Source organism: Kitasatospora sp. NPDC059973 (assembly GCF_042737525.1).
Taxonomy (GTDB): domain Bacteria; phylum Actinomycetota; class Actinomycetes; order Streptomycetales; family Streptomycetaceae; genus Kitasatospora.
Genome location: NZ_JBHWUI010000016.1, coordinates 46,884 through 68,745 on the forward strand (window position 1 = coordinate 46,884; position 21,862 = coordinate 68,745).

Annotated in this window: 18 protein-coding genes; 10 read left to right on the forward strand and 8 right to left on the reverse strand. The window is 70.3% G+C overall.

All coding sequences use genetic code 11. The features are described from left to right. Positions 1-4 precede the first annotated feature (4 nt). From ACFWA9_RS07275 to ACFWA9_RS07295, 5 genes are all read right to left on the reverse strand, one after another. Complete coding sequence (locus tag ACFWA9_RS07275) at positions 5-1,435, reverse strand: SCO6880 family protein (protein WP_380384057.1); 1,431 nt, start codon at positions 1,433-1,435, stop codon at positions 5-7. Between the two features lie 83 nt (positions 1,436-1,518). Continuing rightward, positions 1,519-2,916, reverse strand: coding sequence for an ATP-binding protein (locus ACFWA9_RS07280; protein ID WP_380384060.1), 1,398 nt, complete (start codon positions 2,914-2,916; stop codon positions 1,519-1,521). Between the two features lie 65 nt (positions 2,917-2,981). Next, on the reverse strand, positions 2,982-3,695 hold the full coding sequence (locus ACFWA9_RS07285) for a hypothetical protein (protein WP_380384063.1): 714 nt from the start codon (positions 3,693-3,695) through the stop codon (positions 2,982-2,984). Next, on the reverse strand, positions 3,695-4,018 hold the full coding sequence (locus tag ACFWA9_RS07290; RefSeq protein ID WP_380384066.1) for a DUF6112 family protein: 324 nt from the start codon (positions 4,016-4,018) through the stop codon (positions 3,695-3,697). The genes ACFWA9_RS07285 and ACFWA9_RS07290 overlap by 1 nt, the downstream gene beginning before the upstream one ends. Before the next feature lie 100 nt (positions 4,019-4,118). Beyond that, positions 4,119-5,261, reverse strand: a complete 1,143-nt coding sequence (locus ACFWA9_RS07295) for a C40 family peptidase (RefSeq protein ID WP_380384069.1) — start codon at positions 5,259-5,261, stop codon at positions 4,119-4,121. 675 nt (positions 5,262-5,936) lie between these two features. Here ACFWA9_RS07295 and ACFWA9_RS07300 point away from each other — a divergent pair. From ACFWA9_RS07300 to ACFWA9_RS07325, 6 genes are all read left to right on the forward strand, one after another. Further along, positions 5,937-6,695, forward strand: coding sequence for a DNA-methyltransferase (locus ACFWA9_RS07300; RefSeq protein WP_380384115.1), 759 nt, complete (start codon positions 5,937-5,939; stop codon positions 6,693-6,695). A gap of 67 nt (positions 6,696-6,762) precedes the next feature. After that, positions 6,763-7,578, forward strand: a complete 816-nt coding sequence (locus ACFWA9_RS07305; protein WP_380384072.1) for a DUF317 domain-containing protein — start codon at positions 6,763-6,765, stop codon at positions 7,576-7,578. Next, positions 7,575-8,285 (forward strand): hypothetical protein, encoded by a 711-nt coding sequence (locus ACFWA9_RS07310; RefSeq protein ID WP_380384075.1) that lies wholly within the window; start codon positions 7,575-7,577, stop codon positions 8,283-8,285. The genes ACFWA9_RS07305 and ACFWA9_RS07310 overlap by 4 nt, the downstream gene beginning before the upstream one ends. A gap of 11 nt (positions 8,286-8,296) precedes the next feature. Next, positions 8,297-9,097 (forward strand): hypothetical protein, encoded by an 801-nt coding sequence (locus ACFWA9_RS07315; protein WP_380384078.1) that lies wholly within the window; start codon positions 8,297-8,299, stop codon positions 9,095-9,097. A gap of 102 nt (positions 9,098-9,199) precedes the next feature. Continuing rightward, on the forward strand, positions 9,200-11,263 hold the full coding sequence (locus tag ACFWA9_RS07320) for a DUF317 domain-containing protein (RefSeq protein ID WP_380384118.1): 2,064 nt from the start codon (positions 9,200-9,202) through the stop codon (positions 11,261-11,263). Beyond that, positions 11,260-12,291 carry a hypothetical protein gene (locus ACFWA9_RS07325; protein ID WP_380384081.1) on the forward strand — a complete coding sequence of 344 codons (1,032 nt, stop codon included), beginning with the start codon at positions 11,260-11,262 and terminating at the stop codon, positions 12,289-12,291. The genes ACFWA9_RS07320 and ACFWA9_RS07325 overlap by 4 nt, the downstream gene beginning before the upstream one ends. Positions 12,292-12,454: 163 nt before the next feature. Here the strand turns inward: ACFWA9_RS07325 and ACFWA9_RS07330 are convergent, their stop codons facing one another. Next, a complete protein-coding gene (locus ACFWA9_RS07330; RefSeq protein ID WP_380384121.1) occupies positions 12,455-13,354 on the reverse strand; it encodes a DUF5655 domain-containing protein in 900 nt (299 codons plus the stop codon). A 721-nt stretch (positions 13,355-14,075) separates the two neighbouring features. Between ACFWA9_RS07330 and ACFWA9_RS07335 the strand changes: the two genes are divergently transcribed. Then, on the forward strand, positions 14,076-14,933 hold the full coding sequence (locus ACFWA9_RS07335) for a hypothetical protein (RefSeq protein ID WP_380384084.1): 858 nt from the start codon (positions 14,076-14,078) through the stop codon (positions 14,931-14,933). On the opposite strand, the gene ACFWA9_RS07340 is transcribed toward ACFWA9_RS07335, so the two are convergent. After that, a complete protein-coding gene (locus tag ACFWA9_RS07340; protein WP_380384087.1) occupies positions 14,921-15,715 on the reverse strand; it encodes an aldo/keto reductase in 795 nt (264 codons plus the stop codon). The genes ACFWA9_RS07335 and ACFWA9_RS07340 overlap by 13 nt on opposite strands. After that, on the reverse strand, positions 15,712-16,908 hold the full coding sequence (locus tag ACFWA9_RS07345; protein ID WP_380384090.1) for a JmjC domain-containing protein: 1,197 nt from the start codon (positions 16,906-16,908) through the stop codon (positions 15,712-15,714). The genes ACFWA9_RS07340 and ACFWA9_RS07345 overlap by 4 nt, the downstream gene beginning before the upstream one ends. A 1,006-nt stretch (positions 16,909-17,914) precedes the next feature. On the opposite strand from ACFWA9_RS07345, the gene ACFWA9_RS07350 reads away from it, so the two are divergent. The 3 genes from ACFWA9_RS07350 to ACFWA9_RS07360 all read left to right on the forward strand — a co-directional run bounded on the left by ACFWA9_RS07350 (position 17,915) and on the right by ACFWA9_RS07360 (position 21,827). Beyond that, positions 17,915-19,258 (forward strand): transcriptional regulator, encoded by a 1,344-nt coding sequence (locus tag ACFWA9_RS07350; RefSeq protein ID WP_380384093.1) that lies wholly within the window; start codon positions 17,915-17,917, stop codon positions 19,256-19,258. 73 nt (positions 19,259-19,331) lie between these two features. Further along, positions 19,332-20,504 carry a serine hydrolase domain-containing protein gene (locus ACFWA9_RS07355; protein WP_380384124.1) on the forward strand — a complete coding sequence of 391 codons (1,173 nt, stop codon included), beginning with the start codon at positions 19,332-19,334 and terminating at the stop codon, positions 20,502-20,504. 531 nt (positions 20,505-21,035) lie between these two features. Beyond that, complete coding sequence (locus tag ACFWA9_RS07360) at positions 21,036-21,827, forward strand: alpha/beta fold hydrolase (RefSeq protein ID WP_352291028.1); 792 nt, start codon at positions 21,036-21,038, stop codon at positions 21,825-21,827. Positions 21,828-21,862 lie beyond the last annotated feature (35 nt).

The window sequence follows — 21,862 nt, forward strand, 5'->3', positions numbered from 1 at the left end:
CCTGTCACATCCGGGCGAGCGGCAGGGCGGCGCGGGAGAACGCCTCGGCCTGCTCGAACTTCAGGAGGCGCAGGTCCAGGCTGGTGCTGGCGGCGGCGGTCTCGATCGTGGCGCACTGGCGGCGCAGATCTTCGGGGGTGTCGGCGCTGACGACCACGAGGCCGGTGAAGTCGACGTCGGCGTGCCCGGAGATCAGTTCGCGTTCGTGCTCCTTGGCGTCGGCGTACTCCATGGAGTCCGCCTCACTGTCCACCTGACCCTTGCGGACGCGCTCCGCCGCGTCGGCGACGATCGATGCCTTGCGCCGCTGAACGGCCTTGAGGGCGGCGTCGAGGTCTTCGGGCCCGTAGTGCAGGGACAGGGTGCGGCGCACGCCGGCGGAGAAGACCAGGCTGTGGAGGAAGCCGTGGCTCACCTCACTGCGTGGCCACTGCTCAATCCAGTAGACGGCGTGGCAGGCCGTGTCGCTGGTGATGCGCTCGCTCTCCTCGACCAGGACCACGGGCCCGGCGGCGGCCGGGTCGGCTTCGGCGCGGCCGGTGTCGGACCACTGGTCCATCGCGGCAAGCGACTTGGGGTCGTAGGCGCTGCGGATCACGGCGGCGAACTCGCAGCCGTTCAGCCAGCCGGACGGGGTGAGGCCCGCGTTGCGCAGGGACTGCTCGAAGCCCGGGGTGAGCTGCGACAGGACGGTGAAGGCGCCGGTCAACCCTCCGCCGGCCTCGCCGATCAGGCGGCGGGCGGCCTTGAGGTCGAGGGCGATGGCGATGTACGCCTCGTGCGGGGCGGCGGTCGGGCCTGCCGCTGCCAGGAGTTCCTGGTAGACCTGCCCGGCGACCGGGGTGGCGGGGTCGCCGTGCTCGGCCCAGTAACGCTGCAGAGCGTCGCCGCTGTCGGGCACGGTGCGCTCGATGACCTGCACCGCGCCGATGTAGCCGGTGCGGGCGAGCGCGGCCAGGGCGCGGGCCCACCCGGACACGTTGGCGGACTGGGCGGGAGCGTCCAGGAGAGCGAAGGCGCGGGAGGTGACGCGGACGGCGGCGATCAGCGTGCCGCGCTCAGGGTCGTGGACGGCGCCCATGGTCCCGCCAGGGGCGGTGACCGCGCGCAGGCTCGCCGAGGTTCCGGGCAGGTGGAGCAGACCGTCGCGGCGGGGCCGGGAGCTGGGGCGGGCCAGCCAGATCAGCTGTCCCTTGGCGCGGCGCAGGTAGTAGCGGATGACGATGGGGGCCCAATCTGCCACGGAGCGGCTGTGGAAGCGGATGAGGACGAGCGCGGCGGCCACTGCCCAGACGGGCGTGAGGAGAACCGCGCCGACCAGGCCGCTGGCGACCATGGTCACCAGCAGCAGGGCGCCGGCGAGGCCGACGACGGTCAGCTGGGCGGGGCTCAGGCCGAGCAGGATGCCGCGACGGGAGCGGGTCGGGAACCGCACGGTGGAGAGGAACTCGGTGGACAGGGGCGACTCCTGGTGGGGCCGGCCGGGGCGGTGGGGTCAGCGCCCCGGCCGGGGCGGGATCAGGTGGGCGGAGTGGACGGCGGACCCACCGCCGGGGCCGGGGCGACCGGTGCGGTGGAGGTCGCCGGGCCAGCCGGTGCGGGCGAGGAGCCTCGCGGGGCTGCCGGGCGGACGCCGCGGACGATCGGGACCGATGCGCCGGGGCTGCCGGGTGCGGCGGCAGCCGCTACAGCCGGTGACGATCCGCCGCTGCCCTCACCGGCCGAAGCGGGTGCGGCTCCGCCGTCCGAAGTGCTGCTGGCGGATCCAGCGGCGCGGGTGATCAGCGGCTGACCCGTGCCCGAGGCAGCGCGGGTGATCAGCGGCTTCGACACGGCGCCCGCACCGCCGCCCGTTCCGGTGCCGGGGAAGGCGAAGCTCGTTTGGGCCGGGGTGTCGGAGGGGGTGCTCGACGGGGACGGGGTGCTGCCGATGGCACTGCCCTGACCGGGGACGCTCGCAGGGCCCTGCGGGGAGGCTCCGGCAGCGGCTGCCGCGCCGCCGCTTCCGGCGCTCGCCGCCATGGTGGCGCCCTTGCGAGCCGCGGCGGCTGCGGTCTGCAGGCCCGCGCTGGTGGTCCGGTGCAGGTCGGAGGCTTGGCCGTCGGCGGCCCAGTGGATGAACTTGTAGGTCATCATCGGGCACAGCAGGACCAGGACCATCACGACGATGCCGGACATGATGTCCGACAGGGCACCGATGCCGTCCTTGCTGTTGGAGTTGCCGATCGCGGAGACGCCGATCAAGAACACGATGGTCATGACCAACTTGCTGAACACCAGGGCGGCCGTGGCCTCGATCCACGCCCGACGCCAGCGCGCCGCCGGCTCCCAGCCGCCGCCTGCTCCGGCGAAGACGGCCAGCGTGACGAGCACGAGGATGGCGACCTTGCGCAGCACCATCGTGCCCCAGTACATGACGGCGCCCACGACGCAGCCGAGGGCGACCAGGGACGGGACGCCCCACCCGAGGCCGGAGGTGCTAGCGATCATCCCGATCTTGATGACCCGGGTGACGGCGTCCGAGGTGCTGCTGTTGGCGACCTTGAACAGGCCGTTGGACAAGGCGTCCACAACCGTCAGGCAGATGCTGGTGCCGGCGACGGCGACGAACGAGAACAGGACGCCCGAGATCGTTCCTGTTACGGCCTGGGCCAGGGCCTGCCCGTCGCGTTTCCAGGCGGCCCGCATGAGTTGCAGGCAGAAGGTGGCGACGATCGCGACCAGGCCGATCGGCAGGATGATCGCATAGTTCTCACGGAACCAGCTGGCGCCCAGGTCGACGGAGGTGGTGGAGTCCACCGCCTGGGAGGCGAGGTTGGCCGCGCTCTGCGCGAGGTCGCCGCAACTGCGCGCGATCCAGTTGCCGATGGAGCCGGTGATCGAGTCGGCGATGCCACCGGGGGTGGCGTCGCACAAGACGCCTGCGAGGGGGAGGTCGCAAAACCCGATAGGGCACCCCCTCCTTTCTTATAGGGGGCGGGTCAGGGGTAGACGGTCGGGGCGATGGACGCGAGCGCGCAGTCGCGGCCGGGGCGGCACTGCACGGCGAGGGTGATCGCCCGTTGTTCGTCGCCCCGACCGCCGCCGGTCCACGTGATCGTCTGGGAACCGGTGACGGTGACCGCGTACATGTAGGCCACCGTGAGCTTGGTGGGGTCGGCAGCCACGGCCTGGTTGAACGCGGTCGGCAGGTGCGCCTCGTTGACCTTCCCGGTAGCGAACTGGCCGTTGTCGCGCATCCGGTCCCACAGGGTGGGGTCGGGGACCTGGCTGGCCAGGGCGGCCGGATCGGCGTACGTGCTCTCGCTTGTCAGCCAGGCGCGCAGCCCGGCGAGCTGCTGCGACTGGGACGCGGTGCGGGTGTCGTAGGTCCACAGCGCCTGCGCGAACGCCTTCGCGAAGACGATCGGATCGCTGGTGTGCGGCGGCGGGGCCACCGGGTTGGTGGCCGCCGTGCCGCCCGAGTCGGACGGCGCGGTGCTCGGCCCGGCGGTGGGCCCGCTGCTGGGGGCGGTGCCGGGAGCGGTAGTGCTGGTGGCGGTGGGGGCGGCCTGGCTGCGGTGGCCGCCGCCGGTGTACCGGGCGATGAGCCCGGCCACCAGGGCGACGGCCACCAGCGCCACCAGGCCGACGAGCACGCGGCGGACCATGAGGGACTGGCCGCCGGGCTTGAACGGCTGGGGCGACGTGGGCATCAGTGGACGCTCGTCCCCACGTTGGAGAAGAAGCTGACGATGCCGTTCGCGGCGCCGAGGAGAAGCGCGCAGCCGGCCGCCACCAAGGCGCCCTGCTTCCCCTTCTGCTCACTGCCGTGAGAGCCGGTGTGGTGGCCCCACGCCCACACGATGCCGGAGACGCACAGCGCGCCGACGACCGCGATGATGGCGAAGAGGTTGATCGAGCCGACGGTGCTCTTGAGCACGTCGAGGCCGGGGAGTCCGCCCTCAGAGGGCTTGATGCCGGGGTCGAACGCCAGCTGCTGGACCTTGGCGGCGGCGTTGGCGAGGTAGGTGGTCAATCACACTCCACGTGCTAGGGGGCGGGGTAGACGCGGCAGGGCCGCGGCGGGGCGAGAGGGAAGAGAGCGCGAATAGCGCGAAGAGGAGCCGCAGTTGGCGTCAGGGGACGATGCGGCGGGCGGCGACGATGTCGGGCCGCCAGGATTCGAGGGTCGAGATCTTGACCACGTCGCCGGTGTGCGGCGCCTGCACGACGAGGCCCTGCCCGATGTACATGCCGACGTGGCCGGGGCCCTCGGGCCCGGGTTCGGTGAACAGCAGGTCGCCGGGCTTGAGGGCGTCGACCGATACGGCGGTACCCTCGCTGACCTGCGTGTACGTGGTGCGGGTCAGCGTGATGCCGCCGGCGTGGTACGACTGCTGCATCAGGCTGGAGCAGTCGCAGCGGGCCATGGGGTCGGGGCCGTGCGGCGCGGTGCAGGAGCCGCCCCACTGGTACGGGGTGCCCAACTGCCCTAGCGCGTAACGGATCGCGGACTGTACCGCCTGCGGGGCGTCGGTCGGGATCACGTACCCGGTGGGCAGGGTGCCCGGCGGGATCGTCCCCCAGTCGATACCCGAACCGTCCGTGCCACAGGAGGTCGTGGCCGGCGGCGGCGGCGAGCCGGGCGAAGGCGACGGCGCCGGAGTGAGGGAACTTCCGCCCAGCGCCTGGAAGATGGCCTGCTGCAGTGCGCTGGCCAGGCTCTCCCACTTGGCGTAGGCATCCGGGTAGCCGGATTTCTGGACGGCCTGCGCGGCCTCGGTGAGCGGCAGCTGCTGCCACCCGTCCACCTTCAGCAGCGCCTTGTAGAAGGCGGTGCTGGCGTAGACGGGATCCTGCAACTGGGCCGGGGTGCCCCAGCCCTGGCTCGGGCGCTGCTGGAACAAGCCCAACGAGTCCCTGTCGCCGTACCCGAGGTTCTGGAGACCGGATTCCTGCAACGCGGTTGCCAGGGCGATGACCTGGCCGCGGGCCGGGACCTGCATCGCTATGCCCGTGGCCACGATGACCTTGGCGTTCGGGATCTGGGTCGTCGGCTCGTTGAGGCCGGACACCGGAGTGGTGGGCCCGGCCTTGCCGGCCAGGATCTGCTGGACCTGAGCGGCGACGGCTGCGGCGTCCACCTGCTGGGCGCCGGTGCTGCAGTTGGCCTTGGAGGCGGCGTCGTTCGCCATCACCGCAACCGCGGGGAAGCCGATCATGAGGGGGACGCCCAGGATGAACGCACCGCAGCCGCACACCACCTTCTGCCAGCTCATCGGACGTCCGGCCGACCGCCTTCGACGGCAGCCAGGAAGTCGGACGGGGGTCGGGGCGGGCACGGGTTCAGGGAACTGATGGGCTTCTCCATTTCAGGCGAGAGCAGGGGCACCGTCCCGGCCGCGACAGTGCGGCCGGGACAGATCGAGAGCGGCAGCCAGCCGCCCTCGTAATCTGCGAAAAGACATGGCGGTGCCCTTTCCGTGGCGTGACGGAATTCGGTTGACGGGGTTTTTCGACCGTAGGTCCGGTGCGGCCGTTTTCCTAAAAAGCAGGGATGCGGTCCGCCCGATGACCAGGTGGGCTGGCGGGTCCAGGCCCTCTCCGGCCGCTGGCCATGGGTGCCGTTACCTGGCGCGGAGGGGCCCGGTCCTGCCGGGTTGTCACACAGTAGGAGCCGGTCGGCCGGAAACCTAAAAAGGGATCTGGCTGCCTCGCCCCGGGTTCGCCGTGCGACATGGAGGACGTTAGGCGGCGGTCGGCCGGAAACCTAAAAAGATCATGCTCCGGTGGAAAGCGTGACCCTTTTTAGGTTTCCGGCCGGAGAGCGCCTAACGTGCCATTTCCGCCCCGCGAAAGCCCCAGACCCGTACGGTCCCTGCTTCGCGCTGCCGCCTCGACCACCCTGGCGGCCGAGGGCGACGACACCCTGTCCCCGTTCTGCAGGAGCACCCCTGAGCTACAAGATCCACCGCGGCGACGCCCTGCTGCGGCTCGCCGAGATCCCCTCACAGTCCGTCGACTGCGTCATCACCGACCCGCCGTACAACAGCGGCGGGCGCACGGCGAAGGAGCGCACCAGCCGTAGCGCCCGCGAGAAGTACACCACCGCCGGCAGCGCCCACACGCTGGAGTCCTTCCCCGGCGAGAACAAGGACCAGCGCTCCTACACCTACTGGCTGAGCCAGCTGCTCGCCGAGTCCTACCGCGCCACCCGCGATGGCGGCACCGCCCTGGTCTTCACCGACTGGCGCCAGCTCGGCGCCACCGCCGACGCCCTACAGGCCGGCGGCTGGATCTGGCGCGGCGCGCTGGCCTGGTACAAGCCCGCCGCTCGCCCGCAGCGCGGAAGGTTCACCCAGCACTGTGAGTTCGTGCTGTGGGGGTCCAAGGGCGCGATGGACGCCGACGCCAATCCGGTCTACCTGCCGGGCCTGTACACCGCCTCGCAGCCCAAGGGCGCCGGCCGGGTGCACATCACCCAGAAGCCCGTCTCGGTGATGCGCGAGCTGGTCAAGATCGCCACGCCGGGCGGCACGGTGCTGGACTTCTGCATGGGCAGCGGCTCCACCGGGGTGGCCGCGCTGCTGGAAGGCCGCGGCTTCGTCGGCATCGAGGTCACCGACCACTACGCCGGTGTGGCCGAGAAGCGCCTGACGGAAGCCGTCCGGCAGGTCCGCGAGGGCACGGCCGACACCGAACCCGCCCCCTGACCGCCCCCACCGTGTGCCGGGCCGCCGCTGACAGCGGCGGCCCGGCCAACCCCTGCGCGGAGAGCACTTGACCCCCGACACCGCCGTCACCATCACGCCGGGCCACCTCGCCGGGCCCGGGGACGCCGATGCGGCCTTCACCACGTTCCTCGACGACTGCCGCTCCTGGAACCTGTACCGGCCCAACGGCGAGACCTCGGTCGCCGTCCACCAGAGCCTCACCGCGGCGATCGAACTCGACCACGAGACTAAGCGCGGCCCGCGCTGGACCATCGCGTCCTACGAGTCCCCGGTCGCCCAACTCGACTGGCAGGCACGGTTCTGCACCCAGACCCCAGTGGAGATCGTCATGGCGGTTGCCCACCGCCTGACGGCCGGACTCGGTGCCTTCTCCACGAACGTCCGCGACGACCTCCTGTGGGGCCGCCATCCTCGCGACGAAGCGATCCGCTACTCCCTGGAGGCGGCGGACCAGCCGTGGCTGAAGCCCGACCCCTTCGAATACGGCTTCGACCGCGCTGACCTGACAGGTGGCATCCGCACCCCGGTCTTCGGCGTCGAGCCCCCCGCCCTGGTAGCCGCCGTCACCGTGTGGGGCGGCCCGCGCGGATACGACAACGCCCGGTGGAAGGCCGAGTTCACCCGCGGCACCCCGACGGAGCTGATCACGGCCGCGCTCGACGAGGTCGTCGAGCCCCTTGCCGCCACCCGCCTGCTCGGGCAGGTGCCCGCACCCAACCGGACCCAGGTCCGCGTCGAACCGCTCCACCCGCGGCGGGCCGCAGCCGCCGCCCGCGGCCGGCACGCGAACCCCGCAGCGGCAGCCCCTTCATCGGCCACCCACGCCCCGGCCGGCAGCAGCAAGGCCGGGAGGAGCCTGTGACCGCACCGGACACCAACTCGGTCGCCATCGTCCGTGTTGCCGGACGCGTCACCGCGACCGGCGGAGACGCGCACGCCGCCCGGTTCCTGTCGATGTGCGGGTTCACCCCGGAACCCGGCAGCGACACGGAGCCCCGTTCCCTGCCGGAGGGGCTGAGCGACTTCGAGCAGGCCGAGCAGGCGACGGAAGCGGCGGTGCTGCTGGCCACCGCCGGATACGAGGTCTCCCTCGACCCGGCGCTCGGAGTCCGTCCCTCGCCGCCGCCCTTCGTCCCGGTGACCGGCGGTCGACTTCCCTCAGCGACGAAGGACAGGCTCGCGGGCGAGATCGACGACATCGCCGGCCACGTCGCGCACGCACCTGATCCCGCCGAAGCCGCCCGGGCCCTGGACGTCCTGGTGGGCGAGGGCGGGGTGATGGAGCGCACCGTCGACGCTCTCCGTTCGGTCAGCTACTTCACCGACGCCCAGAACTCCCGCCAAGACGAGGTCGCCGACTCGCTGGGCTTCGTCGCCGAGGTCATGTCCGACCTGCGACGCCTGGCCAATGAAGCGGTCGGTCGGCTCGCACCCGCCCCGGCCTCCAGGGCGAAGGCAGCCCGCCTGAATCCCTCCCGAACACCGCAGCACGGGGCGCCGCACCCCAGCCACGTGTCTCCCCGGCTGCACCGTCCCGATCCGTCCAGCGACCGCGGCCCCTCGCGCTGACCCTCTCGACCTTGGAGCCCCTGCTGTACCACGCCCCCTTCACCGACATCGTCTCCGACCTGGACCTCGACGAGCTGACACCCGCCGACGAGAACACCTCGCGCGCCATCTCGCGTCTGGCCGACTGGGAAGACCCCTGCACCTCCATAGCGAGGTGCGAACAGCCAGACCCTCAACAGCCGGGAAGGTCGGACCACTTCCACCTCGTCTACGACGATCTGAGGGCAGAGCAGGGCAAGCCATCCTTCGCAGGCGTCCACCTGGAAGTGGACCAGAACACGGGGCAGTTCCGGGTCACCGTTCGCGACGAGCCCATGTCGGTACTGGCCGAGGCGTGGCTCATTGCCCGCGGAGCCGACCCCGAACAGCTGCGGGAGCGAATACAGCCCAGCGAGTTCAACGCCGCCGACGCCGAAACCGCGGCAGCGGAAGACCTGCTGCGGCACGCCGGCACGCGCTTCGACGTCCACGACTCAGCATCCCCAGCCGACACCCCGTTCGTGACATGGGTGATCGCCGCCGACCGGGAGGCCCCCGACGCAGCACGGCCCGTGGCGGTCTTCGTGGGACACCGACAGCCCGACACCGAGGCGTTCACACTCCGGATCGGCCACTTCGCCGACATCGAAGACGCCTACTCCTGGACCAGGAACCCCTTTGCCCCCCTGCCTCAGCCCGGCCGACCCGGTGACGCCCGCACCGACGCAGCCCGCCTCGACCGACGCCCTCGCACCCAGCACGGACCCGCCGCCCCCGGCGACCAGCCCGCCGGAACCACCCAGCCGACGCCGGGTGCGGCTCGCCACCGCTGACCCCTGAAGGGAACCCTTCCGATCACCACCAAGCCCACCCCGAGCACACCCCTCGACGTCACACCCCGCTACCTCGCCGGAACCGGGAGCCGCACCGACCCCATCGCCCGAGCAGTCCTCGCCCTCAACTGGCGACACGACTACAACGACACCCTCGGTCAGACCTTCGTCAGCAGCCCCGACCACCGCTTCCGCATCGGCATGAACCAGCTCGACCCCGGCGCCTGGTGGCGGATCTCCGCCGCCCGCGAACCGCTCGGCCCACCCCAATGGATGGCCGGGTTCTCCAAGGACACCCCGGAAGAACTCGTCGCAGCCGTCACCGAGGCGCTCCACTTCCCCCTGCGACGACCCGACTGGACAGGCGAGGTCCATCCGGCGCTCCAGGAGGGGAAGTTCGACGGCGACGCCTTCCTGGACACCCTCGTCGCCGCAGGCTGGCGAAACCTCGGCGAGCCCCACGGGATCCGCCGCGTCCAGTCGCCCGACCTCCTCGCCCGCGTCGAACTCCGCCGCGATGCCAACCCCCTCGACCTCATGGGCAACTGCGCGCTCGCCGTCTACATCGGCCCCGAAGAAGCCGGCGACCCGTACTGGCAGGCGCTCTTCACCGCGGACACACCCGCGCTGGTGACCGACGCGTTCGCCCGCGCACTGGCCGACCCGGCCCCAGTGCAGCGCGACGGAGAGTGGATGGACGAGCACCTGCTCGCCCACCTCGGCTACACCCTGACCGAGCACGGCCTCGCGCCGGTCACGCCCGCCTACACCGACGAGGACCTCACCCGCGCAGCCGCGAAGTCGCTGTCCACCCTGCTGGCCGCCGCAGACGGACACCTGGAGATCAACGACGTCCTGGCCGAACTTGCGGACCAGCCCCTGCCCAGCACCGAAGCCGGCACCGGCCCGCACACGACATGGGGCCAACTCCCGCCCGAGCAGCAACGACTCGCCGCGATGCTCACCCTCGACCTCGTCATGGACTCCGCCCGGTACAGCCACCAGCTCCTGGGCCTCGACGACGCCCCCGCCGGACAGGTGTGGCAGCACCAGACCCGCGGAAGGGTGCCGGCCGTGCCAATCGCGGACCTGCGCTTCACCAACGAGGACCTCTACGCCGCGGCCGGCACGATCGCTGCCCACATGATCGCCACTACCGACGACCCGTCCGGCATTCTGGAGGGGTGCTACGGGGAGCCGATCGCCAGCCGGGCCAACGAGGACACTCCGCAGCGGCACTGGGACCAGCACCCGGACCACGTCGCACAGCCCGCCTACGACGAGATCTGCCGCCGGTTCACCGCCGCCTACGACTCGGCGGGCGACTTCTTCGCACCGGGCATGCCTCAGCCTCCGGCGCTCGTCGCCGCTACTCCCGCATACCTGGCCGGGCCCGGCCACACTGCGGCTAGCACCCCCGCCCACCCACTGCTAGCCGCCGGGTGGGCCCACACCGACACCCCGTTCAACGACATGTACACCAGCCCCTGCGGACAGATCCGCACCACCGAACTCTACGAGGCGGGCAGTGCGAGCTGGAGCACGGTCTACACGGACCGGGCGACCGGCGACCAGCTGTGGCACTTCACCGCCGACGAGCGAACTCCCGTTGAGATCACCACCGCGGTGCACGCGGCGCTCGCCACCGCCCAGGCCACCGCACCGGCTGACCTGCGCTATCCCGCACTGTCCGGCGGCCTTGAGCCCCTAGCCGAAGCCGACTGGTTCATGGACAGCGTGCCCGGCCACATCGTCTGGACCGCACCCGGCGGCGAGATGGCCTCGATCGGCCGGACCACCAGCACCGCGGCACTCGCCGACGGCGCGAATCCCCACTGGCGGGTCAGCGGAGGCGACCTCCAGCCCGGAGGCCAGGGCTGGTACATCGAGATGGCCGACCGAGCGCCCCGCCTGCTGCTGACTGCCGTCGCAGCCGCGCTCGCCAGCACCGAACCCGTGGCCCGACTCGCCCGGCAGATCCCGCACGAGCACCGGGTGTACATGGACATCGTCCCGCTGGAGTGGCAGACCACCCCTACACAGGGAGACCGTGCAGCCGCCGCCCGCCGACGACCCCTCGACGGCAAGGCGGCCACGACCGCCGGACCTCAGCCCACCGACCCGCCCCGCACACCGCTGCCCGCGCCCCGCCGGCGGACGCCATGACCGGCACCTGGGGAAGGCCCGCCGCTGACCGAGTCGCCGACCTGCGCGCCAATGCCGAGCGCTATGGCGACCACCAGACCGCCGAGCTGAGCGACCTGGACCTGCTGAACGAGGCGTACGAGAGCGTCCTGCGCGAGCAGATCGACGCACGCGACCGGTACATGACCGTGCTCACCTCGCTGCGCGGCCACGACGACGCTGTCCGCACGGCCGCGGTCACCAGCTTCCGCGATGGCGCCGACCGCTACGCGCAGCACCTCGTTCGCCAGCACATGCGCCCGTACGCGGAACTCGCCTACCGGGCATCGCAGTTGCCCGACCGCCCCGGCCCGCGGCAGATGGAGGGCCTGCGCTCGGTCGCCTCCCGGGTCGAGCACCAACTCGCCGACGAGGAGCCGCCCGACAAGCTGATCGACCCCGGCGACGCCCGGTACACCCTGCGCAAGCTGCGCAACGTCGTCGGCGTCCTCGACGGCCGGGAAGGACTGGACGCCACTGACGTACTCCGCCTGGTCACGGCGGCGCTCAACGACGGATCGTTGCGCGACCTGTTCACCGTCGCTGAACGCGGCGAGCGCCCGCACGAGGAAGCCGCCGCTCCAGAGTTCGTCGGCCCCGGATGGCAGTCGCTCCACCGCACCTTGTGGCACTACCAACCGGAGCCCGACCAGGCCCACGTCAAGGCGTTCCCCCTCGGCGGCGAGTGGTACCTCGACTTGTGGTCCAGCGACGGGTCGCTGCTGGCCTGGGGCGCCGCCCCCGCCGGCGAGGTCGCGGCGCTTGCCCCCGTGCTGACCGCCCGGGCATCCGGCTGGGCGGCCGATCGGACCGACTACGCCTGGCGCCGGTTCGTCGACACCGCCGAAGAACTGCGAGCATGCGACCCATCAGCCGCACCTGCCAGCGGGACCGGCACGGCATCGCGGGCAAGCGCCGCCCGGGCCGCGCCAGCACGCCCGGGCACGGTCGCCGTCATCGCCGCCGCCCGCCAGACCACACCGGCCGTACCGACCCGCCTCACCCGCTGATCCGGAAGTCGCCGGCGGACGTCACCCTCAGCGCTCCCCAGCACTCCGGCGGCGACCACCGCCAGCGCGCCCCCGGCGCGGTACCCCTGAGCCGAGCACCACAAGTCCCTGCCTACGCGAAGGCGGGCCGGACAACACGTGTTGTCCGGCCCGCCTTCGTACGTCAGGCCGCCGCGGCGAAGGACGCCGCGAAGAGCGACTCGGCTCTGTCCAGCTCGGCCGCCGAGGCGATCCTCACCTCCAGGTCACCGGTGCCCAGGTGCCCGACGCCGCGCAAGTCCCTGGTGAACCCCGGGGCAAGGCTGACGGTGGACGGGTCGACGTTCAGGACCGCGACCAGGGCCTCGCGAGTCACGCGGACGCACGCGAAGTTCCGGCGGCGACGGAACGCCAGGTAGTGCTGCAACTCGACGCGCGTGCCGTCGCCCAGGTCCAGCAGCCGCTCCTCCAGCTCGGAGAACAGGCTGCGCAGGTCAGCCGAGGCCGAATCCAGCGACTGCCGGACACCCTTCCGACCCGCGCCCTCCGTACGGGTCGAAGAACCGGTGCGCACGGCGCGGGAGCCACATCCCCCGGCGACCGAGGCCACCAACTCCAGGGTCACCAGATCCTGCGCGTACTGCTGGTACACCAGGAGGTCGATCCGGTGGTGCGACATGCCGGCCGCCACGGTGTCGTAGCGAGTGAACTCCGTCGCAACGCAGACGACCCGCGGGTTGGTCCAGTCGACGGTCTGCGCCACCTCCTCGCCCAGGCGCTCCGCCACCAGCGTCTCGAACTCCGCGCGATGCTCCACCAGCCAGGCGAGATAGAACAGCCCCTGCGACAGGACGCTGGCACTGCCGGTCCGCTTGTACTCCACTACGACCGGAGACCCGTCCTCGTCCAGAGCGAGGGTGTCGATCCGGCCCCGGTGCAGCGGCCCGGTCGAGTACTCGTGCGCCAGGAACCGCATCCCCAACATCTCCGGCATGTTGGTCTCGACCAGCACTTGCAGGTGGCGCTCCAGCTCCGCCGCCCCGCCCACGATCCGATGAACAGCCCCGCCCGTCACCCGGAACACCTGCAGCAAAAATCCCCCTCATTCAGCGGCCCATGATCCGCAAGCGGGTCAACCTACTGCACGAAGGGTCACCTGTCTAGTGAATGTTGCACACATCACAGGGCAACGAGAGCGTCCCGGTGTCGGGCAAGCTGCGGTCACGTTCACTCTCGGTGGTGACGCCAGATCGCCTCGGCTAAGCTAGAGGGCAGGGGATTCCTCCGGAGCAACTTGCCCGCAACTTGCCCGGGAGTATCCATAGCCGCTTGGGACCAGGAGGGCTGTCTGGGACCGACCGTCACGAGCACAGGTGTCCTGACCAGGTAAAAGTGGGACGGAACCCGGCCGACTGGGACTAGTCGGCCCATGATCCAATGTGCTCGTAATGCGTAGGTCATGGGTTCGAATCCCATAGGCGGCTCTGTGAAAGCCCCAGGACTCACTCGCCGTGACCTGGGGCTTTTGCTGTATCAGGTATGTGGGCGGGCGTCAGCGACGCGCTACAAGAGCGCTTGCGTGAGCGGAGGCGCTCGGGACCTACTTCCTGGGCGCCCGGTGCTTGGCCGTCTTGTCCGCCTTGGCCTGGGCTTTCGCCTGGTCCGTCGGCTTGCGGCCCTCAGCCTTGCCGGAGTTCTTGACCGTGGCCTCAGTCCGGCACGCCGCTCAAGGTGATTGACAGCGACTACGAGTGGCGGTGCGAAGGGGGCCATCGCGGCGTATCCCACGCTGCTACCGTCGCTCTATGACGCTCTCGGCTCCCACCGGTCAGGCTGTCGATCTGCGAGTGCAGCCGGTGGACGAGATTCTTGATCAGGTCGAGCGATCACTCCGGACACGGCTCGACCGGGACACCGTGGTGCGCAAGCGTCGTTCCGTTGGTGCACGAAGTGGCCGTGACACCTGGGTTCGGGTTGAGCGGCGCCTCGTGGACAAGATCGGCGATCAGGGGTGGAACGGCACTGAGTGCGCCGCTCGTCTGAAGGGCGTGGCGCAGCCCGAATGGCAGGCGTGCGTAGTGTGGCGGGACGCAGGTGAGCCCGTCATGTGGCGGGCTGACGAGACAGGGCTCCTGCCCGGTGACCCCATCGGTACCGCCGTGCTGAGCGAAGACCCCGAACTCCCGGACGAATGGTGGTGTGCGTTCAGCTCCTCGCTGGACGCTCTCGCCGTACAGCGGACGAGCCGCGTGGCCACACCGGACACCGAGACCATCACGCAGACCCTCGTCGCCGAGGCCATCCACACCGTGTTTCCCAGCTCCTTCGACACCACCGTCGAGCAGTGGGTGCCTGCTCACGCGGACCTGAACTGGGCCAACATGAGCGCGCCGACGTTCTGTCTCTTCGACTGGGAGGACTGGGGGAGCGCGCCGCGTGGGTTGGATTCTGCGTCGCTGTGGGCGAGTTCGCTCGTCGTCCCGGCTCTGGCAGAGCGCGTGCTGCGGGAGCGGCGCGCAGACTTCGCGAGCCGGGACGGCAAGCTGATGACGCTCTTCGTGTGCTCGAAGATTCTTGGCCCGGACGCTCACCCGCAGGACCCCCGGCTGGGGCCCGCACGGCAGATGGCGGAACAGATCGTCCAAGACCTTCAGACGGACTGAGTGCGCGGGCGGCCACGGAGCAGCGTGCGGTACTCGGCGACCGCCTGTTCGTCGGGGACGGCGGCCAGGGCACCGACGAGTTCTCCGAGGTGCGCGGGTTCGTCCGTCCCGACGGCTACGGCGCTGACGTTCGGCAGTCGGTAGGCCACCCGGAAGGCCGCTTGTGCACGGGAGTAGCCGCTGCCGTCGCGGAGGAAGACGCGGGCGTCGGCCCGAGCCCACACTGGTGCCTTGGTGTTGCCGCCGAAAGGACTCATCCCCCACATCGCGCCCGTACCCAGGCCCCACGCTTCCATCAGGGCCTCGGCGGCATCGAGTGTTCCGGCGCCCACCAGCAAGCCGGCCCGCACCATGAGCGTGGAGGGGGCCGGCGCGGATGCGTCGACCAGTGGTGGCAGCGCGGTGGGGTTCCAGGTCGCGATGCCCCACGCGCCGCACAGCCCGCGTGATGTCGCACTGGCTAGGGCTGTGCACGCCTTGGCCAGGGTCTCGCGCGACCGGGCCGTGCCCGGCGTGAGCGAGTGTTCCGGGTTGTGCAGGAACACCAGGTCCGGCTCCCGCCCGAGGGCACGGGCCGCTTCCTCCACCGAGCTGTGCAGTCGTTCGGGGGCGAGGGAGTGTTCGGCCCCGCTGATGCCCGGGAAGTAGCCCACCTTGGTGGAGAGATGGACCTTCGGCAGCAGGTCGCCGGCGACCCGTGCCAGAACCTCGTGTGAACGGAAGCGGAGGTAGTTGGTGCTGGTGTCGAGCGCGGTTACGCCGAGGTCCAACGCGCCGATCAAGAGCCGACGTTCATGACGAGACCGGTGTAGCCCGAGGACAACTCGGGGGTCAGTGTCGCGCACAGTTCCTCCTTCACCAGGATCTCCGCCACTTCCGCCACCTCGGCCCCCACGAGGGCCGCCGCGCGCTCCAGGAAGACGGGTCGGCCGCTGAGCAGCAGCCGCAGCGCGGGCACGGTCTTGGCCGCGAGGGTGAGCCGCTTGCCCGAAGCCACGACAGTGACGGTCTCCCCGCTCTCGTGGATCTGGGGCGGGAAGTGGGTGGTGCACACCACGGTGTCGAGCGGGGCCAGGATGTCGAGGTACGGGACGTGTCGGGGGAGCGTCGTCGCCTGCTCGTACGCGGCCAGGTAGTCGGCCGGGGAGCGCTCGCCGACCAGTCGGGTGGCGGCTTCGACCAGGGCCTGGCCGCCGATCTGGTCTCGACGGTCCAGATCGTGCCGGAAGACCTCCTGCTCGCGGCACCAGTCGCCCAGCCACGCCAGCCAGCTCGCTCCGGTGCGCTTGGTGATGCCGAACGTCACGTGGAGGCTCTTTCCCGAGCCGCTACCGGTTCGGGTCGCCTGGTGCCAGTGGCCCCGCGGGATGTGCATGACCCCGCCGGTCCTCATCACGCCGGACCAGACGATCTCTTCGGTCGGCGTGCTGTTCGGGTCGGCGTCCCGGTACATCGGAGTCGGGCGAGAGGTACCTCGCACCTCCCACTCCTTCTCGCCCGCGAGCTGGACGATCACCACGTCGTGATCGTCCCAGTGCAGAGGGAAGCCCGCCGCATCGTTCGTCGTCAGGTAGGCGTTGACCTGAACCCGCTCGTGTGACCACCACTGCAACGCCCGGCAGGTGACCTCCATCGTCGGGTCGAAGACGTTGGCCTGGTCGAGGATGAGCGTCGCACCTTCGTCCAGCAGCCGGCCCAGACTGCGCATATTGACCATGGGGATGCTCTGGCCGCGGGGACTGACGCTGTCGGTGTAGTAGACGGCGGGATGGACTTCGTCGCCCTTCTGGAAACACCGGAACTGCGGGCGGCTGAGGCTCCTGCGCATGGCGATGTCGAGCAGGCGGTTCGGGGTGAGGATGCGGGAGACGAGTGCAGGGTCGACCATGTTCCCGCGCGCGAAGCCCTTGCCGATCTCTTCCGGGCCACTCCATCCCAGCGCCCCCTCGATCGCGCTGATCAGCTTGTGTTCCATCACTGCCTCCTTGAGTGCGGTTACGTGAACGGCGACGCGGCGGGGGCGACACGAAAGGTTCTGTCGCCCCCGCCGCCTGGGTGCTACTCGGTGTCTGTCAGGTTTCCGTCACCACCCGGCCACGGTGAGTCGCCGGAGCTTCCCTGGTTGTCGGACCGGAGGCTGTCGTACCGGTCGTGGACGGCGGTCAGTTCCTCAACCGCCACCAGGAGGCCACTCGGGGTCGGCGGCGTTGTCGTCGTACTCTGTGCCACCTCGTGTTCCTTCCTCTTCGGTTCTCCCGCCGGGGTTCCGGCGGGAAGTCCTTTTGGATCGCGCAGGTTCCGGCGGCGCCCGCGCGATGGCAGACGCGCGTACTGCAAACCGTCCCCACGGCCGAAGGGGAACGGAGATGCGGGGACCGCAGAATCGGGGGAGGGGGGCTCAGCGCGAAGGTCTCGGTCCGTCAACCTGGGGGAGAGCAAAGTCCTGGCGCATGTCGGCTTGCAGGACGCGCTGGTCCAGCTCGTAGCTGGTGTCGAGCACGTCGATCACCAAGCTGCCCGAACTGTGGGACAAGGTGACTGTGATAGGGCCCGCTGCCATGGACCACGGCGTTGGTGATGAGCTCGGAGGCGACGAGGCGAATTGCGTCGGCGGTCTCGTCATTCAGAGGGACGCCCCATTCACGCACCTTGGCAACGATCCTGCGGAGAGCGGGCGATACCTCTTCCTTCGTGCCCGTGAGGGCCACGTGAGACACGAGCGTGGGCATGGCGGACGCCTCCGAAGAGCTGGAGAGCGGCTCCAGCCCCGATGGGGGGACACAGAGGTGGAGCCGCCGATCTGAGGTGGCCGTCCGGAACGGGCGCCGACGCGCTGCTCCTGGGCGGCTGATCTCAGTCAACGGCCGGAGCGGGCAGGCCTGGAACGTTTCTAGGGGGTTTCTCTTGGGGACGACCTTCCCCGCACGTGCGTGGTGGGTAGCCTCCGAACGGCGTCGCAAGGGGATGACGGGAGAGCTGATGTGCCTGGTGAGCCCTTAGCAGTCCACCCACTGGCTCACGTTCGTCAGTCGCGCGGTTGGGGGAAGGCCGAGTTCGCGCGACTTATGCAGGCTCATGGGAAGTCGCTCGGCGTCCCGCTCGCGACCAACCGCACCACCGTGTGGAAATGGGAGCAGGGCCAGGAGCCGGATGCCGATGCGCGACACGTCCTCGCCGACCTGTTGCGTGTGCCGCACGAAAGGGCGCGGGCTACGGCTTGGCCGTACTGGCTTCCGGTATGGGAAGTGAGCGGGCTCAGCACTCCCTGGAACGAGGCCGGGACCGTCGAGGCACTGACAGAGCTGGTGGGAAGCGGATGCTTGGACCGCCGAGGCTTTCTCACGATCACCGGCGTCGCGCTGACGGGACTGGCGGCAAGTTGGGCCGAGGCACCCTCCGCTTTCGCCTCGGCACTCCACGGAGATCGCGTCACCAACACGATGGTCTCGACGATCGAGCAGCGCATCAGCACCCTCCGTGCGCTCGACGACGAACTCGGCGGAGCTCGGCTCTTGGAGCAAGCGCGGGGTGACCTCGCCCTGATCACGGGTCTCCTTGACGCTGGACGGTACACGGATACGATCCGCCTCCGCCTCTACGCACTGGCCGCCTGCGTGTCACATCTGACCGGCTGGATGGCCTATGACGCTGGGCTGGGCTCCGCAGGACAGCGGTATTACATCGGAGCCCTGCGCAGCGCCCGTACCGCTGGGGACGACGCCTTCGGCGCCTTCGTCCTGGCCGAGATGGGGGTCCAGGTCTCGGAGGCCGGCCGGACTGCCGAGCGGGTCGACCTCATCTCCACCGCCATAGACAACGCACCGCGAACGTTGTCGCCCTACACCCAGTCCTTTCTCTACTTGCACAAGGCCGAAGCGCTGTCCCGCGATGGCGACCACCGGAGGGCCGGCGTGGCGCTGAACCGCGCCACATCTCACTGGGGGCGTCACACAGAAGGCGAAGACCCCGACTGGCTTGACTGGTTCGGCGAGGCTCAGCTCAAGTCAACCGAGGGCAAGGTCTTACTACGCGCGGGCCAGGTGGAACGCGCGACGAGTGCATTGGAGACGTCTGTCAACAGGGCGGCACCCCGCGACATGGCCGTACGGACTGCGCGCCTGGCCGAAGCCCGGCTCGCCGGCAACGACCTGGAGGGGGCGCTCGAAGCGGCGAACCGCGGAGCGGAACTCCTGGAAGACAAGGTCAACTCCATGCGAGCGCTGGGCCGCCTGAACGAGTTCTCCGCACGGCTTGAACCGAACACGTCTGTCCCAGCCGTTCGCGAGTTCCGCGAGCGTCTCAAGGCACTGCCCGTCGCTACCTGACGCCGGTACGGCCCGTACGCCGAGAGCCAGGCAGCCCACGGAAGCAGGCATCGAGAGTGTCACGATGGACAGCATGACGGTGATCGGCGGTGAGGTCGCGGCCGGTTTCGAACCGGTGCGTGAGGCGTTCGCGGAGAACTTCGCCAGGCACGGAGACATCGGGGCGGCGGTGTGCGTGTACCAGGACGGCCACCCGGTAGTCGATTTGTGGGGTGGCATCGCTGACCCCCGCACGGGCCGACCATGGACGCGCGACACCCTGCAGCTCGTCTACTCGGCGACCAAGGGAGCGACGGCGACCGCGGTACACCTGCTGACCCAGCGCGGCGAGCTGGACCTGGACGCGCCCGTCGCCACGTACTGGCCGGAGTTCGCCGAGAACAGCAAGGCAGACATCCCGGTGCGCTGGCTCCTGTCCCACCAGGCTGGCCTGGTCGCGCTGGATCAACCGGTTCCGTTGAACGATGCGTTGGCCTGGCACCCGATGGCAGCGGCTCTGGCAGCACAACAACCCGTGTGGACTCCGGGTACCGCTCATGGGTATCACGGCCGCACCTGGGGCTGGCTTGTCGGTGAAGTGATCCGCCGAGTCTCCGGCCGCACGCCGGGCCGCTTCTTCGCTGACGAGATCGCCGCCCCTTTGAGCCTTGACTTCTTCATCGGGCTGCCTGCGCATGAACGCGAACGGGTCAGTCACATGGTGCACAGCAAGCCTGCCGTGGACCTCACGACTGTGGCTCCGGAGCTTGTGCCCGAGGAACTCCGTGATCAGGTCGCCGCCTGGAACGACCCGGACTCGTTCAGCAACAGGGCGTACATGGTGACCGACCCTGCCGCGATCGACTTCAACTCACCCGACGTGCAGGCTGCGGAACTCCCAGCTTCCAACGGCATCGGCACAGCGCGTGGGCTGGCCCGTATGTACGCGGCCTTGATCGGCGAGGTGGACGGCGCTCGTCTGCTCACCCCCGAAACCCTCACTCTGGCGACCAAGGAGCAGGCGGCCGGAATGGATCAGGTGCTGGTGGCGCCAAGCCGGTTCAGCTCCGGATACCAACTGCCCACCGAGGACAACCCCATGATGGGGCCGAGCGCCTTCGGGCACAACGGCCGAGGCGGCTCCCTCGGCTTTGCCGACCGAGAACATGGCATCGCCTTCGGCTACACAATGAATCACGTCATCAGTGGCTCGGCAGATGTTCGTGCGGCGTCGCTCGTCGACGCGGTGCGCCGGTCACTGGCGTGATGGCTCCCTTCCCGGTGGCCAGTGCACAGATCCCCCCGACCTGTAGAAGTACTCCTCGCTCGGATTCTTCACCCTGTGGCTTCTGTACTGGCATCGTTCGGCGCCAGCCGGGATGATCTTGCGGGCCCTCGTAATGCGTAGGTCATGGGTTCGAATCCGGTAGGCGGCTCTGTAGGAGCCCCAGGACTCACTCGCCGTGACCTGGGGCTTTGCGTAGGCGGATGCCCTTCGCGTTGGCGGATGTCCGCGATCCGGTGTGGTGCGGTCCCGGGTCTCGGTCCGGAGGTGTCGGCCGGTGCCTGCCGGGCCGGGGGTTCGGATTCCGCGGGGTGAACGTTGTGGTGGGGGCCCGGTTGTTTGGAGCGGCCGGGTCCTTTGCGTTGTCTCGGGGGGTGGCGGTAGGGGGTGGGTAGGGGTGGGGTGGGGGTGCGAGAGGGGGGACGGGCATCTGGTCGTGGTGGGGCGGCGGGGCTTGAATGGCAGCCAGGGTGGGCCGTCGTGGGTGGCCCCGGGGAGGGGGAGGGGATGGGAATGCCACGGTACGCAGCAGCGCCGGAGCGGAGCAGTCTCTGGATCCGGCGGTTCCAGCCGGCGCCCGCCGCGCCGGCGCAGTTGGTCTGCTTTCCGCACGCCGGGGGGTCGGCGGGGTACTTCCTGCCGGTGGCGCGGGCGATGCCCACCTCGGTCGACGTGCTCGCGGTGCAGTACCCGGGGCGGCAGGACCGGGCCGGGGAGGCCTGTGTCGAGGACGTGCACGTGCTCGCGGACCACGTGGTGCGGGAGTTGCTGGTGTGGGCGGACCGGCCGTTCACGCTGTTCGGGCACAGCCTCGGGGCGTCGGTGGCGTTCGAGGTGGCGGTCCGGATGGAGCGGGCCGGGATGGCGTTGCAGGGGGTGGTGGTCTCCGGGCGGCGGGCGCCGTCGCGGCCGCGGGACACGGCGCAGGACGTGCACCGGTCGGACGACCGGGCGCTGATCCGGTCCCTGGAGCGGTTGAGCGGGACGGATCCGTTGATGCTGCGGGACCCGGAGTTCCTGGAGATGGTGCTGCCGTCGGTCCGCAGCGACTACAAGGCCGCCGAGACGTACCGCAGCCGGCCCGGCCGGGACCGCATCGGGCAGCCCGTCCTGGTGCTGACCGGGGACGCGGATCCGCAGGTCACCGCGGCGGAGGCGGAGGCCTGGGCCGAGCACACCACGGCGGGCTGCTCGGTGCGGACCTTCTCGGGCGGGCACTTCTTCCTCGACGACCACGCGCTGTCGGTGATCTCGGCGATCAGCGGATTCGCCGCCGGTCGGCACCTTCCGGCCCGGCTCGGTTGACCGGGGCCGTCGGCCACTGATCGTCCGCCCGCCCG

What these genes read in the sequence shown, in the direction of transcription:
- ACFWA9_RS07285 (WP_380384063.1), bottom strand. Translation starts at nt 3,695, where the DNA reads ATGCCCACGTCGCCCCAGCCGTTCAAGCCCGGCGGCCAGTCCCTCATG.
- ACFWA9_RS07295 (WP_380384069.1), bottom strand. Translation starts at nt 5,261, where the DNA reads ATGAGCTGGCAGAAGGTGGTGTGCGGCTGCGGTGCGTTCATCCTGGGC.
- ACFWA9_RS07325 (WP_380384081.1), top strand. Translation starts at nt 11,260, where the DNA reads ATGACCGGCACCTGGGGAAGGCCCGCCGCTGACCGAGTCGCCGACCTG.
- ACFWA9_RS07335 (WP_380384084.1), top strand. Translation starts at nt 14,076, where the DNA reads ATGACGCTCTCGGCTCCCACCGGTCAGGCTGTCGATCTGCGAGTGCAG.
- ACFWA9_RS07345 (WP_380384090.1), bottom strand. Translation starts at nt 16,908, where the DNA reads ATGGAACACAAGCTGATCAGCGCGATCGAGGGGGCGCTGGGATGGAGT.
- ACFWA9_RS07355 (WP_380384124.1), top strand. Translation starts at nt 19,332, where the DNA reads ATGACGGTGATCGGCGGTGAGGTCGCGGCCGGTTTCGAACCGGTGCGT.
- ACFWA9_RS07360 (WP_352291028.1), top strand. Translation starts at nt 21,036, where the DNA reads ATGCCACGGTACGCAGCAGCGCCGGAGCGGAGCAGTCTCTGGATCCGG.